The sequence below is a fragment of the Rhizobium mesosinicum genome, assembly GCF_019511345.1.
Lineage (GTDB): Bacteria > Pseudomonadota > Alphaproteobacteria > Rhizobiales > Rhizobiaceae > Rhizobium > Rhizobium mesosinicum.
In genome coordinates this window covers 66,324-82,152 of record NZ_JAEUAK010000006.1, presented here as the reverse complement: position 1 = coordinate 82,152, position 15,829 = coordinate 66,324, and the positions used below count along the sequence as shown (strand labels likewise).

Annotated in this window: 15 protein-coding genes and 1 riboswitch; of the genes, 2 read left to right on the top strand and 13 right to left on the bottom strand. The window is 60.3% G+C overall.

Features of this window, described 5'->3' with window-relative positions; translation table 11 throughout:
• Positions 1-3: 3 nt before the first annotated feature.
• From JNB85_RS17310 to epmA, 4 genes are all read right to left on the bottom strand, one after another.
• Positions 4-1,185, bottom strand: coding sequence for an acyl-CoA dehydrogenase family protein (locus JNB85_RS17310; RefSeq protein WP_220335573.1), 1,182 nt, complete (start codon positions 1,183-1,185; stop codon positions 4-6).
• A complete protein-coding gene (locus tag JNB85_RS17305; protein WP_220335572.1) occupies positions 1,185-1,436 on the bottom strand; it encodes an acyl carrier protein in 252 nt (83 codons plus the stop codon). Before JNB85_RS17305 ends, JNB85_RS17310 begins: the two co-directional genes overlap by 1 nt.
• A gap of 264 nt (positions 1,437-1,700) precedes the next feature.
• Positions 1,701-2,753, bottom strand: coding sequence for a lysine-2,3-aminomutase-like protein (locus tag JNB85_RS17300; RefSeq protein WP_220335571.1), 1,053 nt, complete (start codon positions 2,751-2,753; stop codon positions 1,701-1,703).
• Entirely contained in the window at positions 2,750-3,814 is a 1,065-nt protein-coding gene (gene epmA / locus JNB85_RS17295) for an EF-P lysine aminoacylase EpmA (protein ID WP_220335570.1), read from the bottom strand. Before epmA ends, JNB85_RS17300 begins: the two co-directional genes overlap by 4 nt.
• A gap of 150 nt (positions 3,815-3,964) precedes the next feature.
• Between epmA and efp the strand changes: the two genes are divergently transcribed.
• On the top strand, positions 3,965-4,534 hold the full coding sequence (gene efp / locus JNB85_RS17290) for an elongation factor P (protein ID WP_220335569.1): 570 nt from the start codon (positions 3,965-3,967) through the stop codon (positions 4,532-4,534).
• A 109-nt stretch (positions 4,535-4,643) separates the two neighbouring features.
• Here the strand turns inward: efp and JNB85_RS17285 are convergent, their stop codons facing one another.
• From JNB85_RS17285 to metA, 6 genes are all read right to left on the bottom strand, one after another.
• The gene (locus JNB85_RS17285) at positions 4,644-5,372 is read right to left on the bottom strand and encodes an SIS domain-containing protein (RefSeq protein WP_220335568.1); all 729 of its coding nucleotides are present in this window, start codon (positions 5,370-5,372) and stop codon (positions 4,644-4,646) included.
• A 13-nt stretch (positions 5,373-5,385) separates the two neighbouring features.
• Positions 5,386-6,537 carry an N-acetylglucosamine-6-phosphate deacetylase gene (nagA, locus tag JNB85_RS17280; RefSeq protein WP_220335567.1) on the bottom strand — a complete coding sequence of 384 codons (1,152 nt, stop codon included), beginning with the start codon at positions 6,535-6,537 and terminating at the stop codon, positions 5,386-5,388.
• On the bottom strand, positions 6,537-7,568 hold the full coding sequence (locus tag JNB85_RS17275; RefSeq protein WP_220335566.1) for an SIS domain-containing protein: 1,032 nt from the start codon (positions 7,566-7,568) through the stop codon (positions 6,537-6,539). The genes nagA and JNB85_RS17275 overlap by 1 nt, the downstream gene beginning before the upstream one ends.
• Positions 7,565-8,338: a GntR family transcriptional regulator gene (locus tag JNB85_RS17270; RefSeq protein ID WP_220335565.1), complete on the bottom strand. Its 774-nt coding sequence runs from the start codon at positions 8,336-8,338 to the stop codon at positions 7,565-7,567. Before JNB85_RS17270 ends, JNB85_RS17275 begins: the two co-directional genes overlap by 4 nt.
• Positions 8,339-8,453: 115 nt before the next feature.
• Positions 8,454-9,476 (bottom strand): aldose epimerase family protein, encoded by a 1,023-nt coding sequence (locus JNB85_RS17265; RefSeq protein ID WP_220335564.1) that lies wholly within the window; start codon positions 9,474-9,476, stop codon positions 8,454-8,456.
• A 139-nt stretch (positions 9,477-9,615) separates the two neighbouring features.
• Positions 9,616-10,539: a homoserine O-acetyltransferase MetA gene (metA, locus tag JNB85_RS17260; protein WP_220335563.1), complete on the bottom strand. Its 924-nt coding sequence runs from the start codon at positions 10,537-10,539 to the stop codon at positions 9,616-9,618.
• 47 nt (positions 10,540-10,586) lie between these two features.
• Positions 10,587-10,664, bottom strand: a riboswitch (SAM riboswitch).
• A 144-nt stretch (positions 10,665-10,808) separates the two neighbouring features.
• Between metA and JNB85_RS17255 the strand changes: the two genes are divergently transcribed.
• Positions 10,809-12,665: an ABC transporter ATP-binding protein/permease gene (locus JNB85_RS17255; protein ID WP_220335562.1), complete on the top strand. Its 1,857-nt coding sequence runs from the start codon at positions 10,809-10,811 to the stop codon at positions 12,663-12,665.
• Positions 12,666-12,706: 41 nt separating this feature from the next.
• Here the strand turns inward: JNB85_RS17255 and JNB85_RS17250 are convergent, their stop codons facing one another.
• The 3 genes from JNB85_RS17250 to JNB85_RS17240 form a co-directional block, all read right to left on the bottom strand.
• A complete protein-coding gene (locus JNB85_RS17250) occupies positions 12,707-13,336 on the bottom strand; it encodes a hypothetical protein (RefSeq protein WP_220335561.1) in 630 nt (209 codons plus the stop codon).
• A 163-nt stretch (positions 13,337-13,499) separates the two neighbouring features.
• Positions 13,500-13,898 (bottom strand): VOC family protein, encoded by a 399-nt coding sequence (locus JNB85_RS17245; RefSeq protein ID WP_220335560.1) that lies wholly within the window; start codon positions 13,896-13,898, stop codon positions 13,500-13,502.
• Between the two features lie 105 nt (positions 13,899-14,003).
• Positions 14,004-15,827 (bottom strand): ABC-F family ATP-binding cassette domain-containing protein, encoded by a 1,824-nt coding sequence (locus JNB85_RS17240; protein ID WP_220335559.1) that lies wholly within the window; start codon positions 15,825-15,827, stop codon positions 14,004-14,006.
• Between the last annotated feature and the right edge of the window lie 2 nt (positions 15,828-15,829).

Here is a 15,829-nt window from a genome sequence, read left to right as displayed (position 1 = left end):
GCTTTACCCCAGTAGGCTAGTGTCCTGCTTATGGACAAGGAGCATGCTCGACGTATTGCCGAGGATGCGGTCGTTCGAGATCATGAGCTGTGCGGAATGGGCATCGCGCAGATGGCGTCCGAGGCTGAAGGGCGTACCATTCTTGTAGCCCATGATGCCGCAGATCAGCATGGCATGATTGACGATTTCCAGGATCGTCTCGGAGGAGGCGATCTTCACATTGTTCATCGCCACGGCAAAGCCCATCGAGGAGAGCTTGTCGCCGTCAGCCTTGGCGTCCTCATAAGCCTTCAGGCCGGCAACGACATTCGACTTCACCATCTGCAGGAGGTTGGAAACCTCAGCGAGGCGAAGGGCGCCGGGCGGGGTAGCATCAGGAGACTTGCGGGCAGCGGCGCGCACGAAAGCCTGTGCGCGGGAAACGGCATCAACCGCGATGCCGTACCACACGCCGCTCCAGAGCAGGTGCGAAGAGGCAAGCATCGACTGCGCGGCAATCTCAGCGAATGGCTTCGGCAGGATCTGTGCGGCCGGTGCTTCACCCTTGAACAGAAAGCCGTCGGAGCAGGTCCCGCGCATGCCGAGCGTGTTCCAGGCATGCGTCTTTTCGAGCGTGTACTGATCTTTCAGGAATGCTGTCAGGACCTGATCGGAAGAGGCGGCCTGCGGATGGCTGCGTGAGGTGATGAGAATGGCATCGGCATGCGAGCCGTAGGAAATGACGGTGGCATCCTTTTGCAGCCTGCAGATATCGCCGTCGATTTCGATCGCGCAGATGCTGTTGCGCAGATTGCCGCCGATCCCCCCTTCGGTGGTGGCGGAAGCGATCAGAAGCTGTTCAGCCGCGATACGGCGCATGAAGGCGCTATGCCACTCGCTGTCGACGCCGTGTTCGACGAGGCTCGAAAGCTTGATATGGTGCATGGCAAAGACCATCGCGCTTGCCGCGCAGGCCTGGCCGAGCATCGAGCACAATTCGGCGATCTGGGTGGTGGAAGCGGCCTCGCCACCGAGATGGCGGGGAATCTGGATACCGAGCAGACGCTCGGCCTTCATGGCGTTGACGGCCTCCTGCGGAAACCGGCCTTCGAAATCGACGGCATCCGCATGTCCTGCCGCAATTTCAGCGACGCGGGCAGCCCTTGCGACCAAGCTGTCTTCCGTGATCTTGACCGGGACGTTCATCAGGCAACCTTTCGGCCATCCCGGATGAGATCGACCGTCTTGGCGATCGCCGAGATGCTCGCGAAGGACTTGCGGTTCAGGAGATTGTCAGGAAATTCGATGTCGAATGCCTCTTCGATGCCAAGCATGAGCTGCACCGAGGCGAAGGACGTCAGACCCGCAGCATAGAGATCCGCATCGTCGGTAACCTGATCAACTGGCACAGGAAGCTTACCGAACTTGGCTACAAGGTCGCGGATTGTCTTGTTCATCCCATTCACTCCAGATTTTCATGATCCTGAGCCGGCATTCATCGCCTTTTCATGGGAGTGCTTTTAGTACGGAAAACAGAACATTCCGCTAATATAATTAGTTAAATATGACTAAGACTCATACTTTGCTTTTTACAGATCATGCCTAGCTTGGGCCTAATACTTCATTTCCATCAATAGTTTGATTTAGCCCGAGAAAACCGGCAGCAAGTCGCTCCAGTCGCGCGAAGTACAGAAATGGCACGCCACGAGCCCGCTGGTGCGTTAATCTGCTGGCGGATAGGAATGCTCGTTGCCACGATAATCCGAAATCGAATAACAACCCTCAGCGGTCGCCTGCACGGCGCTTTCGCCGATCACGGCCTTGCCGTGGCCGCCCGGAATATCGAGAATATAGGTGGGTTGGCAGAGGCCGGAGATGCGACCGCGAAGCGAGGAGACGATCTTCTGCCCCTCCTCTATCGACAGCCGGAAATGGCTGGTGCCGGGCGCAAGATCCGGATGGTGCAGGTAATAGGGCTTCACGCGTGCCTCGACGAAGGCTCGCATCAGTTCCGCCAGAACATCGGCATCGTCATTGACCCCCTTCAGAAGCACCGACTGGCTGACCATGACGATGCCGGCATCCACCAGACGGGCACAGGCGGCGCGCGCTTCCGCGATCAGCTCACGCGGATGATTGGCGTGGAGCGCGACATAAACTGTCTTGCCGCTCGCCTTCAGTGCGGCGATCAGTTCCACATCGATCTTCTGCGGCTCGACAACCGGCACCCGTGTGTGGAATCGCACGATTTTCACATGCTGGATTGCCGCAAGCTCTCTTAGAATGTCGCCGAGACGGCGTGGTGAAAGCACCAGCGGATCGCCACCGGTCAGGATCACCTCCCAGATCTCGCTGTGGCTGCGAATATAGTCAAAGGCTGAGGCCAGAGCGGCCGGCTCGAGAGTGCCGAGCCCCTGCGGTCCCACCATCTCGCGCCGGAAGCAGAAACGGCAATAGACCGGGCAGACATGTACGGCCTTCAATAGGACACGATCCGGATAGCGATGTACGATACCTTCCACCGGACTGTGCGCATGATCGCCGATGGGATCGGCCCGTTCTTCCGGCGTGGTCACGAGTTCCGCCGCATCTGGCACGAACTGCCGGGCAATCGGATCGGCCGGATCGGCATGATCGATCAGCCTCGCCATGGCAGGCGTCAGCGCAATGGCATAGCGGGCAGCAACCTCGTCGAGCGCCAGTCGCTCAGCGTCCTCGATCAGGCCTGTCCTGACGAGATCGTCGACACTTTTGATCGGGCGCATGACATTCATCGGCCGTACTCCGCCACAGGGGCCCAGAGCACCTGATCGATCCGCGACGCTCCCGTCGCCAGCATCACAAGCCGGTCGAAACCGAGCGCGATGCCGCTCGCTTCCGGCATGATCGCCAGCGCTGCCAGAAAATCCTCGTCGAGCGGATAGGTCTCGCCATAGACGCGCATCTTCTCGGTCATCTCCATCTCGAAACGCCGCCGCTGCTCGGCGGCATTGGTCAGTTCGCCAAAGCCGTTGGCAAGCTCGACGCCGCAAGCATAGAACTCGAAGCGCTCCGCCACCCGCGGATCGCGCGCCGAAGGCCGCGCAAGTGCCGCTTCCGAAACAGGATATTCGTCGAGAATGGTGACACGGCCGAAGCCGAGATGCGGCTCGACCTTTTCCACCAGTACGCGGCTGAAAAGATCGGCCCAATGGTCGTCATCGGAAACGCGCATGCCGATCCGCCGCACTTCGGCGGCAAGATGCTCGCGATCGGTCGAGCCGTCAGCAGATACAGAAGCCAGAAGATCGATGCCGACATGACGGCTGAAAGCCTCCGCCACGCTCACCCGCTCCGGCCCAGCAAAAGGATCGCACTCATCGCCGCGATAGAGAAGCTTGGCCGTCTTCACCGTTTCGGCAGCGAGCGCCAGAATGCGCACGCAATCCATCATCAGGCTCTCATAGCTTTCGCCTGCCCGATACCATTCGAGCATAGTGAACTCAGGATGATGCAGGGGCCCCCGCTCGCGGTTGCGATAGACATGCGCAAAGCAGGAGATGCGTTCTTCGCCGGCGGCCAAAAGCTTCTTGCAGGCAAATTCCGGCGACGTGTGCAGGTAAAAGGGCGCAGCCTGTCCGTCCGTCGTCAGCGCCTGGGTGGCAAAGGCATGCAGGTGAGCCTCGTTGCCAGGAGAGACCTGCAGCGTGGCCGTGTCGACCTCGATGAAATCCTCGCGCGCAAAGTAGCCGCGCAGCGCCGCCTGGATCGCGTTGCGTCCGATAAGGAACGGACGGCGATCGGCATGCACTGATGGTATCCACCAGGGAGACGCTTTGGCGCTCGTGAGGGTCATTCAGCGTGTTCCTCGCCGGATTCAGCCGTGTTGGGGGTGGCTATTTCCGCGATTTTAGGTTAGTGCCGCCCCGAAGAAAAACATTTTGCGTCTTCAGGACTATTCTGACTGTCCTCTACGACGCCGAAAGCCGACTTACAAGGAAGTCTTATGGTCAAGGTCATCGCCTCTTCGGTCCGCAAGGGCAACGTTCTCGATGTCGACGGCAAGCTCTACGTCGTTCTCACGGCTCAGAATTTCCACCCAGGCAAGGGCACGCCTGTTACCCAGGTCGATATGCGCCGCATCGTCGATGGTGTAAAGGTTTCCGAGCGCTGGCGCACGACCGAGCAGGTCGAGCGCGCCTTCGTCGAAGACGTGAACTTCCAGTACCTCTATGAAGACGGCGAAGGCTTCCACTTCATGAATCCGGCCACCTACGACCAGGTGGTCGTCAGCGCCGAAACCATGGGCGACCAAAAGGCCTACCTCCAGGAAGGCATGACTTGCGTCCTGTCGATCCACGAAGGCGTTCCGCTGGCCCTCGAGCTGCCGCGCCACGTCACCCTCGAAATCGTCGAGACCGAACCGGTCGTCAAGGGCCAGACGGCTTCCTCCTCTTACAAGCCGGCGATGCTGTCGAACGGCATCCGTACCTCAGTCCCGCCGCATATCGATGCCGGCACCCGCGTTGTCATCGCAACGGAGGACAATTCCTACGTCGAACGCGCCAAGGACTGATTGCGTCAGTTTTCGGAGTTCAAACGGTCCGAAGCACACGCTTCGGGCCGTTTTTATTTTGCCTGATAGCGAGACGGAGAATCGGCCGACAACACGCCCGCCTATTTGCTCAGAGATGGGGATTACGCGGCCGATACTTCTTCACCAGCTTCTGATTGATCTCGGCCGCACCCGGCATGTTGGCACTGAGATAGACAGGCGCATCACCGGATTTCGAAAGCTGGGAAGCAACTTCTGCGCAGATGGCGTTGATGACCGTCACCCCGACGGCCGTAGACACCGGACCGACACGAAGACCCGTGCCCTCGAGATCAAGGACGGCGTCACCCGGCGGCAACCCGTTATCAAGCACCACATCGGCCACATCGGCAAGCCGCCGGCGGCCATTGGCAATTGCCGTCGAATAGGCGATCGAGGTGATGGCGATGACTTTTGCGCCGATCTCGCGCGCGTAGTCGGCCGCCTCAACCGGTGCAGCATTCACGCCCGAATTGGAGGCGATGATGATGACATCGCCCGGCTGCATGCCGTAACGCTCCAGCATCGGCCGCACCAGACCCTGCGTGCGCTCATAGACCGAGCTGATGACCGCCCCCTCATGCAGCATGGCCGAGCCGACGAGAACCGGCACCGTGAAAGCAAGCCCGCCTGCCCGATAGTGCACTTCTTCCGCCAGCATATGCGAATGGCCTGTGCCAAAGACATAAACGCGCTTGTCGCCACGGGCGGCCTCGAGGATTACAGCGGCAGCCTTCGCCATCGGCGCGGCAAGCGTCCCCTTCAACTCCTCAAGCCGCTCGATGAGGTTGGAGAAATAGGCGTCCGTGATGTCACTCATCCACCGCTCTCCCTCAAACCGATTCGCCGTTTAACCAGGTCGCCGTCACTTCGATTGCGTCGGTGAAATGCACGAGATCGGCCCGCGCGCCCGGCGAAAGATGGCCGCGATCGGCAAGCCGCAGGAAACGCGCCGGATAGAGTGTCGCCATCCTCAGTGCTTCGGCAAGCGTCAGCTCCAGATAGGTGACGCCGTAGCGGATCGTCGAAGCCATATCGACATCCGAACCTGCCAGTGTACCGTCTGACAACACGAGTTTGGAGCAGAAGCCGCCCCTTTCGCGCCGGACGGTGCGGCCGTTCAGCGTGAACGTATCCATCTCAGAGCCGACCAGCGACATGGCGTCGGTCACAAAGAAAAGCTTGCCCTCGCCGCGCTTGGCACGCAGCGCCGTGCGCAACGCCTTCGGATCGACATGATGACCGTCGGCGATGATGCCGCACCAGACCGCCGGATGATCGATCGCCGCACCAACGAGGCCTGGCGCGCGGTGCGCCAGCTGGCTCATGGCGTTGAAAAGATGCGTGACACCCCGTGCACCCGCATCGAAACGCGCCTCGGCTGCCTCGCTCGTGCTGTCGGAATGGCCGATACTGACGATGACGCCGGCTTCGCTGAGTTCGCGCACCTGAGAAACCGTCACCTGTTCCGCTGCCATGGTGACGAGCAGCGTGCCGATTTCCTCGCGCGCGGCGATGAAGGTTTTGACATCCCTGTCTTCGACCGGACGCATCAACTCGGCGAGATGCGCACCCTTGCGCGCCGGCGCCAGATGCGGACCTTCGAGATGCAGTCCGGCAACCCCGCGGTTCGTCTTCACTGCAATCTTTGCCGCCTCGATCGCGGCAGCCGTCGCTTCTGCCGTATCGGTGATCAGCGTCGGCAACAGCGCCGTCGTTCCATACGGCCGATGCCCGTCCGCGATCATGTACATCGAGTTCGGCGACGGCTCGTCGTTCAGCATGCGGCCACCGCCGCCATTGACCTGCGCATCGATGAAGCCGGCTGACAGCACACCGCCGGCAAGAGGTACGACCTCGCCGTCGGGCAGATCATTCGTGCCGGCGATTGCCTCCACATGTCCGCCCTTGACGATCAGCGCCCGCTCGTCATGAAAGCGCTCGCCGTCGAAAATCCGTGCGCCGGTGAAGATCTTGCGCGTCATCAGACAGTCTCCGTCACCTTGAGCAGGTTTGCCGGCTTGTCCGGATCGAAACCCTTGCGGCGAGTGACGGACTCGATCAGGCGATAATAGACGAGCAGCGAAACCAGGGGATCGATAAGGCCGTTGCCTGTTGTCGGAACCTGCAGATTGAAGCCGGCAAGCGGTTTCGTCGAGAAGGGTACGGTCGTGGCGCCGAGCTTCTGCAGCCGTTCCAGCGCCTTCACATTGTTGTCGAAGGCGGCGTCTTCGGGCACGAAGCCGACGATCGGGAAGCCCGGCTGTACGAGGCGCATCGGCCCATGCATCAGTTCCGCAAGAGAGAAGGCCTCTGCGTGAAGCCCGGCGGTCTCCTTGGCCTTCAGCGCAGCTTCGAGAGCAATGGCGAAAGCCGTGCCGCGACCACCGGTATAGAGCGATGCGGCGTTGAACAGAACGTCTTCGGCGGCAGCCGTATCGATGCCCGATGTCGCAGCGAGTGCGGCGGGCAGCTTCTCGAGCGCGGCCTGCAGATCGACCCTGCCCCCGATCGCAGCCGTCACGCCGGCGAGGCCGGCAACAGACGCGATGAAAGACTTGGTCGCTGCGACGCTTTTTTCAGCGCCGGCATTGAGGCCGAGAACAATATCGGCCTGCTTGGCGAGCGGGCTGTCGGCAACGTTGACGACGGCGATCGTCGTCGCCCCGCCCTTCTTGGCCGCTTCCTGCAGCGCCACGATATCGGGGCTGGCACCAGACTGGGAAACGGTGAAATGGATGCCACCCTTCAGATGTAGGGGCGCATTATAGACGGAAGCGATAGACGGGCCGATCGAGGCGACTGGCACGCCGCAGGTGATCTCGAAAAGATATTTGAAAAAGGTCGCGGCATGATCGGACGAACCGCGCGCCGCCGTCGTCACAACGGACGGACGAGCGGACGAGAACAGCCTGGCGATTTCGGTAAAGACCGGCTTTTCCTTTTCAAGCAGGGTAGCGACCACGTCGGGCGACTGGCCCGCCTCCTGCAGCATCAACGACTGGTTCTCACTCATAAGTCATCTCCAATTCTCAGTTCGGCGACGAAATCATAGGCGTCACCACGATAATGCGAGCGGGTGTATTCAACGACGCGCTGGTCTTCCAGGCGTGAAACGCGTTCGATCAGAAGCGCCGGCGCACCGGCCTTGACGTCGAGGATAGCCGCCGATGAAGGATCGAGCGTGACGGCCGTCAGCCGCTGCATAGCGCGCACCGGCTTGTGGCCGTTCTGCGCAAGCGCGTCATAGAGCGAGCCCTCGCCGCCGGCATCCTCGCCGAGAAACTTGGCCGGCACGACGGCGCGTTCGATGGCGAGGGGCAGTCCGTCGGCCAGACGAAGGCGGTCGAGCCGCAAAACCGGCTCATCCACACCGAGGCCGAGCAGGAAGGATTCTTCCGGGGAGGGATTGTTGATGGTGCGCGACAGGATCTTCGCCGCTGGCGAGCGCCCGCGCGAACGCATGTCCGCCGAGAAGGAGGAAAGCCGCCAGAGTGACTGTTCCATGCGCTCTACCTTGCTGGAAACGAAGGTGCCGCTGCCGTGGCGCGACTCCAGTGCTCCGGATGTCAAGAGATCGCGATAAGCTGTGCGCACGGTCACGCGCCCGAGCTTCAGGGCTTCGGCAAGATCGCGCTCGCCCGGCAGCGCCGCGCCGGGCTTCAGGAGGCCTTCCTGGATGAGGCCGCTCAGCGCCAGCGCCAGCCGTTTGTAAAGCGGTCCCGTTGCCGCTTCATCGCGCAGCCCACGCGCATTCAGCTCCGCTATCAGACTGGTTCTATCCATGGACCCATAATAGAACCTATTTAGAACCAGACGACAAGCCAGATTCGTATCGCCAAAAGGAAAACCCTCGCGGTCGCACCGCGAGGGTTCATCGATCCTGACTGGAGGGGCGAATTCAGTTCTTCGTGAAGATATAATCCGTTTCCTGGCGCAGCACTTCACCGGGGCGCAGAACCGCGTTCGGAAAATCCGCGTGATTGATAGCATCGGGCCAGATCTGCGTTTCCAGGCAGAAGCCGGCGAATGGACCATATTTGCGGCCGCCGAGACCCGGCACCGGCACACCGAGCTTGAAGCCGGCATAAAACTGTACGCCTGGCTCGGTCGTACGCACTTCCAGCGAGACACCGGAATGCAGACTGCGGGCAAGTACGACGGATCGCTTGGCCGTGCGCTCATTCGAAAAGCAGAAATTGTGGTCGTAAAGCGCCTGCTCCTGCCCGGCGAAACGCTTCATCGGTGCCATCGCGCGGAAATCGAACGCGGTGCCCTCGACAGAGCGGATCTCGCCGGTCGGTATCTGTTTCTCATCCGTCGGCAGGTAGTGGTCGGCGGCGATCATGATGTCATGCGCCAGCGCGTCCTCACGGCCATCGAGATTGAAATAGGAGTGCTGGCAGACATTGGCGATCGTCGGCTGGTCAGTTGTCGTCTCGTAGTTGACGGATAGCTCGCCATTGCCATGCACACGATAGGTCGCCTGGATCGTGCAACTGCCGGGATAACCGGCGCGGCCATCGGGATCGACGATCTTCAACACGACATGGTCGGGCTCGTGCTCGACGATTGTCCAGACGAGCGTACCGATATTGTTGCTGCCGCCGTGAAGATGCGTGACGCCCTTCTCGTTCAGTTCGAGCTGATAATCCTTGCCGTCGAGCCTGAACTTGCCGGCGCCAATCCGGTTGGCACAGCGTCCCGGCGTCGCGCCGAAGAAAGGCGAATGAGCGAGGTAGCTCGCGAAATCCTCAAAACCGAGTACCAGCGGCGCATCATGCCCTTCGAGCCTAATATCCTGGATGACCGCCCCCCAACTCAACACCTTGACCGTCAGTCCGCCGCCACGGATGACGACGCGATGGACGGTCTGACCGTCGTTCGTCTGTCCGAAAACTTCCCGTTCCAACTTGCCCACCATGATCGACGCTCACTCCATCCCTAGAATTCAGGAACCGGAACCTGCCCCCATTCGCCACAAACCGCAACCGGGGAGGACCGGAAAACAAATGCCGCCGCAGAAAAGCGACGGCGCCATTTCTAAACCGGACCGGTGACGTTCAGATGTCCGAACCGATCTCTTCGATATCGTAAGGCGTCGTCTGGTAGATCTCGTTGATCCAGTTGCCGAAAAGCAGATGCGCGTGGCTTCGCCAGCGATTCTGCGGTGCGAGCGCCGGATCGTTATGCGGGAAGTAGTTGTGCGGCATCTTGATCGGCACGCCGGCATTCACGTCGCGGAAATATTCGTCCGAAAGGGACGTGGAATCATATTCGACGTGGTTGAAAATATAAAGCCGCCGCCCCTTCGGCTCGTGAACGAGACAGACGCCCATCTCGCTCGATTCCATCAAGATCTCGAGGCCGTCGACCTTCTCGATGTCGGCCCGGCGCACCTCTGTCCAGCGCGACACCGGGACCTCGAAATTATCGGAGAACCCGTTGAGATAAACGGAAGAGGGCTTGAGATTATTGTGCCGGTAAACGCCGAAAGCCTTTTCCTTCAGTTCATACTTCGGCACGCCGTGGAAGTGATAAATCCCCGCCATCGCGCCCCAGCAGACATTCATGGTCGAATGAACGTTTGTCTGCGTCCAGTCGAAAATCTGCTGCATTTCCTTCCAATAGGTAACGTCCTCGTAGGGCAGCGTCTCGATCGGCGCGCCCGTGATGATGAAGCCGTCAAACTTGCGATGCTTCACTTCCTCCCAGGTCTGGTAGAAGGCAAGGAGATGTTCTTCAGACGTATTCTTGGCCTTGTGATTGCCGACGCGGACCAGCGACAATTCCACCTGCAGCGGCGAAGCACCCACAAGGCGCGCCATCTGTACCTCGGTCTTGATCTTGTTCGGCATGAGGTTGAGAAGCCCGATCTGCAGCGGGCGGATATCCTGACGGATCGCCACCGTTTCTGTCATCACCCGCACGCCTTCGTTCACGAGGGTTTCGAAGGCGGGCAGCGTATCGGGGATCTTGATGGGCATTGCGGTCAACTCGATCAAAATAAAAAACCGGCGGCGAAAGAATCGCTACCGGTCCGCACGCGGCCCTTTAGCGACTTATTTAACGTGGCTGCAAGCCGGCCGGCCAAATCACCACGAGACGCTTAGATAGCGCCAGTCGCGCCGCGAATCAACTGTCAATAAAGACAGCTGCACAAGCCATCACGCTTTCTTTATGGGTGGTGGAATCTGTTGATGGACCAGTAACGCCCCCATGTTATTAATGGTGATGGGCGAGTTTGGAAAAAGTAATGAAAAATGACGTCAACGGGGGGAAGGGCATCCAGAGCCAGGAGCGGGTGGGATATGATCTCAGCCTGACATATCGGCTTGGAGTGATGTTCTCCGCATTTTGGAATTCGCAGGTCCGCGGCAAGGTCGTGGGGCTTGCGATTCTGCTTGTCGTCATCATTCTGGCGACCGCCTACGGACAGGTGATCCTGAACGAATGGAACGCCCCCTTCTACGATTCCCTCGAGCGTCGTGACCTAGGCGAATTCTTCCGGCAGCTCGAAGTCTTCGCGATGATTGCCGGCGCGCTGTTGCTGCTCAACGTGCTGCAGGCATGGCTGAACCAGATGACGGCCCTTTACATGCGCGAAGGCCTGTCCCGCGATCTCGTCGATCAGTGGCTGGAGCGCAAGCGTGCCCTCAAGCTCTCCACCATCGGCATTCTGGGCGTGAATCCCGATCAGCGCCTGCATGAGGATTCCCGCAATCTTGCCGAAAGCACCACCAACCTCGCTCTCGGCCTCCTGCAATCGACCATTCTGCTCGTCAGTTTCATCGGCGTCTTGTGGGAGCTTTCGAGCGGCTTCATCTTTCATATCAGCGGCCACAGTTTCACCATCCCCGGCTACATGGTCTGGGCGGCGATCTTCTACGCCGCATCGGCCTCGCTATTGAGCCAGGTCGTTGGCCGTAAGCTTGTCAAGCTCAATGCCGACCGGTTTTCGAAGGAAGCCGAACTGCGGTTTGCGCTGATGCATGCCAACGAGAACATGCCGGCGATAACAGTGGCGCGCGGCGAAGAGAACGAGCGCAAGCGCATCAACGGCGATATTAGCAATGTCCTTACGGTCATCAAGCGGCTTGCCATGGCGAATACCAACCTGACCTGGGTCTCGGCGGGCTATGGCTGGCTGGTCATCGTTATCCCGATCATTGTTGCGGCCCCCGCTTACTTCTCCGGCGGCCTCACGTTCGGGCAGCTGATGATGTCGGTTGGGGCCTTCAACCAGGTCAATACGGCGTTGCGCTGGTACGTCGCCAACTTCGGCCCGATTGCCGAATGGCGCGCCACGCTGATGCGCGTCACCGATTTCCGCCAGGCGCTTCAGGAGATGGATGATGGCTTCGATCTGAAGGATGCAATCCTCTACGAAGAAGCTGCGCCCGACAGGCTGACGCTGAAGGATATCGTAGTCGCCGCGAAGCTCGGCGAGGATATCGACGATTGCGGCGGCTTCCGGATGCGCGAAACGGATGTGACGATCAGGGTCGGCGAAAAAGTCATGATCAACGGCGATCATAGCGTCAATCGCCGCCTGCTCTTTCAGGCCATGGCCGGCCTCTGGCCTTGCGGCAAAGGCACAATAGGGCTGCCGCCGATTGACGACATGCTGTTCATCCCCCAGGTTGCCTATGTGCCGGGCGGGACGCTGCGCGAGGCGATTGCATTCCCCGAAAAACCCGAAGCCTATGACACGGCGGCCGTCGAAGCCGCGCTCGAGGCTGCCGGCTTGCATTCGCTGGTCGGCCGCCTCGATAGCCGCGCGCGCTGGGACAAGCTTCTCGATGCCGATGAACAGAAGGCAATCGGTTTTGCCCGCCTGCTCCTCGTCAAGCCGCGCTGGGTCGTCTTCGACGAAGTGCTCGAAGGCATGGAGCCGGAATGGCAGCACACGATGACGAAGCTGCTTGCGACGCTGCCGGATACCACGATGATCTATATCGGCCGGTCGGAGACTTATTTAGAGGCACTGCATCCGCGCATACTTCATCTGCAGGCACTGCCTTCAAAATCCGAAGAAGAACCGGTAGCATTCGTTGCAGGGTCGAGCGCGGCGGCAGCGCCTGCCCCGGCGCTCCGATCAATCCCGGTATAAGAAAGTGGACAGCGGTTCGACTGGAATTTTTCCAGAAGAGCTTACATCGGCGGCATCACGCCGTTGATGCCGACGGCGACCTGCGCGGCCGAGATGCTGCCGTCGGCTGCCTTTTCCGCCATGACGATCACGCCGGCACCCGGCTTCAGATCGTCCTTCGTTGCCGGCGCAAAAGTGACGATCGGCGTACCCTCTGCAATCGAGATGGTCTTTTCCTTGCCCTGATAAGTGAGCGTGATCGTGTGGCCGTCGACAGCCTTGACCGCATTGCTGACGGTCGCATTCGTCATCGAACTGTTCGGCTGCAGGTCCCATGGACGGCTGCCTTCGCCGGTGCCCTTCATTGTGGCCGTGAAGATCAGCACCTCGATCGCGCCATCGGGACCTGTGCCTTTCGGTAAGGAGGCGACACCGACGAAATCGCCGGCCTTGATATCATCGACGGAAGCACTCCTGGTACCGGCGACCTTCCAGCCGGACTTGAGCGCCACCGTCGCATCGCTGCCCTCGCGGGTCTTGACGATTAGCGTGTCGCCATTGAGGCTCTCGATCGTTCCACGCACCCGCACGCGCTGGTTTTCCTGCGCACACGCCGCCTGCGAAAGGCCGAGCACGACGAAGCTGCTGGCGGTAAGCGCCATGAAGATTCCGATATGGGATTTGCGAGGCATGTGACTCTTCCTTATCGCCATTGATCGGCACGATCCCGCGCTGCCGGAGCGGCACTCTAAGCCGCAGGACGCGGCACGGGCGAATCAAGGAAAAGTGAGAAAAACGGACCCCGACAATCCGATTTCGAGCGCCGGAGTCGGCGAACGACCTTCAGAAATTGGCTCAACCGGCAGCAGACATGTCCATGTACATGATTTCCCAGACATGGCCGTCGAGGTCCTGGAAGCTGCATCCATACATCGGCCCCATATCGAGGGTCGGCTTCCAGGGTTTGCCGCCAGCTGCCAGCGCCTTCTTCAGATAGTCGTCCACTTCGGCGCGGCTGCCGGCCGAAAGGCAGGTCAGCACTTCCTTGCCCTTCGTCGTATCGGCGATATCGCCCTCGATGAACTGCTGGAAGTGGCTGTGGGATAGCAGCATCACGCAGATATTTTCCTCGACGATCAGGCAGGCGGCATCGTCGTTGGTGAAGGCGGGATTGTAGGAAAAGCCAAGCGCCGAGAAGAATTCCTTCGATTTGACGAGGTCTTTGACGGGCAGGTTTACGAAAATCATGCGCATGAAAATCTTCTCCAAAGGCGTAGCGGCCACCATGCCGCTGATCACGTTCGGCCCAAGGACGGAGAAAGACCATCCGATCCGACAAATGGAAGATTTTTTATCGGATCAGCCTTCCAGCTCCTCACGCAGCATTTCTAGTTCCAGCCATTCCTCTTCCATTTTCGTCAGGCTTTCGCGCAGCTTTTCCATCTCGGATGCAAGCCGGTTGAAGCTCGCAGGGTCCCTAGTGAAGAGGTTCGGATCAGCCATCTTCTCCTCACGCTTGCCGATCTCCGCTTCCGCCTTGGCCATTTCCTTCGGCAGGTTTTCGAGTGCGAATTTCTGCTTGTAGGAGAGCTTGCCCTTCGAGGCGGAAGCAGTGGCAGCCGCAGCCTCAGGCGTCTTAGGCTTTTCCGCCGCCTTCTCGGCCCTGCGGCGCTCCTCGGCCGCGCCCTTGCGCTGAGCCAGCATGTCGGAATAGCCGCCGGCATATTCGATCCAGCGTCCATCGGGCGTTTCCGGATTGGCCGGCGCGATCGTGGAGGTCACCGTCCGGTCCAGGAAGTCGCGATCGTGGCTGACGAGGATGACGGTGCCGGCAAAGCCGGTGACGATCTCTTGCAGGAGATCAAGCGTCTCGATGTCGAGATCGTTGGTCGGTTCGTCGAGAATGAGCAGGTTCGTCGGCCGCGACAGGATGCGCGCCAGCATCAGCCGGGCACGTTCGCCACCGGAGAGATTCTTGATCGGCGTGCGCGCCTGCTCGGGCTGGAACAGGAATTCCTTCATGTATCCGGTCACATGCCGCTGCTCGCCATTGACCAGGAGATTCTCACCGCGTCCATCCGTCAGATAGTTGGCGAGCGTATCCTCGGGATTCAGATCCTCGCGCTTCTGGTCGAGCGTCGCGATATCAAGATTGGTGCCGAGTTTGACCGTTCCGCTGTCGGGCGCAAGCTGGCCGGTCAGCATCTTCAGGAGCGTCGTCTTACCGGCGCCGTTCGGGCCGACGAGACCGATGCAATCGCCACGATGCACACGGATCGAGAACGGCGCGACGATCGGCCGGTCGTCATAGCTCTTGGTAATTTTATTGGCCTCGATCACCAGCTTGCCGGATTCCTGCGCATCGGAAGCGCTTGCCTGCACGGTTCCCTGCGGCCCTTTGTGGCCACGATACTGCGAACGCATCGTCTGCAGCTCGCCGAGGCGGCGCATGTTACGTTTGCGCCGCGCGGTCACGCCGTAGCGCAGCCAGTGCTCCTCACGCTCGATCGCTTTGCCGAGCTTATGCTGCTCCAGTTCTTCCGCCTCCAGCACCTGATCGCGCCACGCTTCGAAAAACGCAAAGCCCTTGTCGAGCCGGCGCGACGTGCCTCTGTCGAGCCAGACCGTCGCCGTCGAGACCTTTTCGAGGAAGCGGCGGTCGTGCGAGATCAACACCAGCGCGCTGCGCGTCTTCTGCAATTCGCCTTCCAGCCATTCGATCGTCGGAAGGTCGAGATGGTTGGTCGGCTCGTCGAGCAGTAATATGTCAGGCTCCGGCGCCAGCACGCGCGCAAGTGCCGCGCGGCGCGCCTCCCCGCCGGACAGGTTATTCGGATTCTCTTCGCCGGTGAGCCCGAGATGGGAGAGCAAGTAAGTGACGCGATAGGGATCGTCGCCCGGTCCGAGCCCGGCTTCGGCATAGGTCTGCACGGTCTCGAAGCCGGCAAAATCCGGCGCCTGCTCCAGATAGCGCACCGTGGACGCTGGATGGCGGAAGACCTCACCCGACTGCGCGTCGACGAGGCCGGCTGCGATCTTCAGAAGCGTTGATTTGCCCGAGCCGTTGCGGCCGACAAGACAGATCTTATCGCCGGGCTCGACCTGCAGGGCAGCGCCTGCCAGGAGCGGCGTGCCGCCGAAGCTCAGAAAGATGTCGTCGAGTTTCAGAATGGGTGGCGCCAAGT

Bases quoted from the DNA above. Each gene is read 5' to 3' on its own strand.
- JNB85_RS17310 (WP_220335573.1), bottom strand. From the start codon at position 1,185: ATGAACGTCCCGGTCAAGATCACGGAAGACAGCTTGGTCGCAAGGGCT.
- JNB85_RS17305 (WP_220335572.1), bottom strand. From the start codon at position 1,436: ATGAACAAGACAATCCGCGACCTTGTAGCCAAGTTCGGTAAGCTTCCT.
- JNB85_RS17300 (WP_220335571.1), bottom strand. From the start codon at position 2,753: ATGAATGTCATGCGCCCGATCAAAAGTGTCGACGATCTCGTCAGGACA.
- epmA (WP_220335570.1), bottom strand. From the start codon at position 3,814: ATGACCCTCACGAGCGCCAAAGCGTCTCCCTGGTGGATACCATCAGTG.
- efp (WP_220335569.1), top strand. From the start codon at position 3,965: ATGGTCAAGGTCATCGCCTCTTCGGTCCGCAAGGGCAACGTTCTCGAT.
- JNB85_RS17285 (WP_220335568.1), bottom strand. From the start codon at position 5,372: ATGAGTGACATCACGGACGCCTATTTCTCCAACCTCATCGAGCGGCTT.
- nagA (WP_220335567.1), bottom strand. From the start codon at position 6,537: ATGACGCGCAAGATCTTCACCGGCGCACGGATTTTCGACGGCGAGCGC.
- JNB85_RS17275 (WP_220335566.1), bottom strand. From the start codon at position 7,568: ATGAGTGAGAACCAGTCGTTGATGCTGCAGGAGGCGGGCCAGTCGCCC.
- JNB85_RS17270 (WP_220335565.1), bottom strand. From the start codon at position 8,338: ATGGATAGAACCAGTCTGATAGCGGAGCTGAATGCGCGTGGGCTGCGC.
- JNB85_RS17265 (WP_220335564.1), bottom strand. From the start codon at position 9,476: ATGGTGGGCAAGTTGGAACGGGAAGTTTTCGGACAGACGAACGACGGT.
- metA (WP_220335563.1), bottom strand. From the start codon at position 10,539: ATGCCCATCAAGATCCCCGATACGCTGCCCGCCTTCGAAACCCTCGTG.
- JNB85_RS17255 (WP_220335562.1), top strand. From the start codon at position 10,809: ATGAAAAATGACGTCAACGGGGGGAAGGGCATCCAGAGCCAGGAGCGG.
- JNB85_RS17250 (WP_220335561.1), bottom strand. From the start codon at position 13,336: ATGCCTCGCAAATCCCATATCGGAATCTTCATGGCGCTTACCGCCAGC.
- JNB85_RS17245 (WP_220335560.1), bottom strand. From the start codon at position 13,898: ATGCGCATGATTTTCGTAAACCTGCCCGTCAAAGACCTCGTCAAATCG.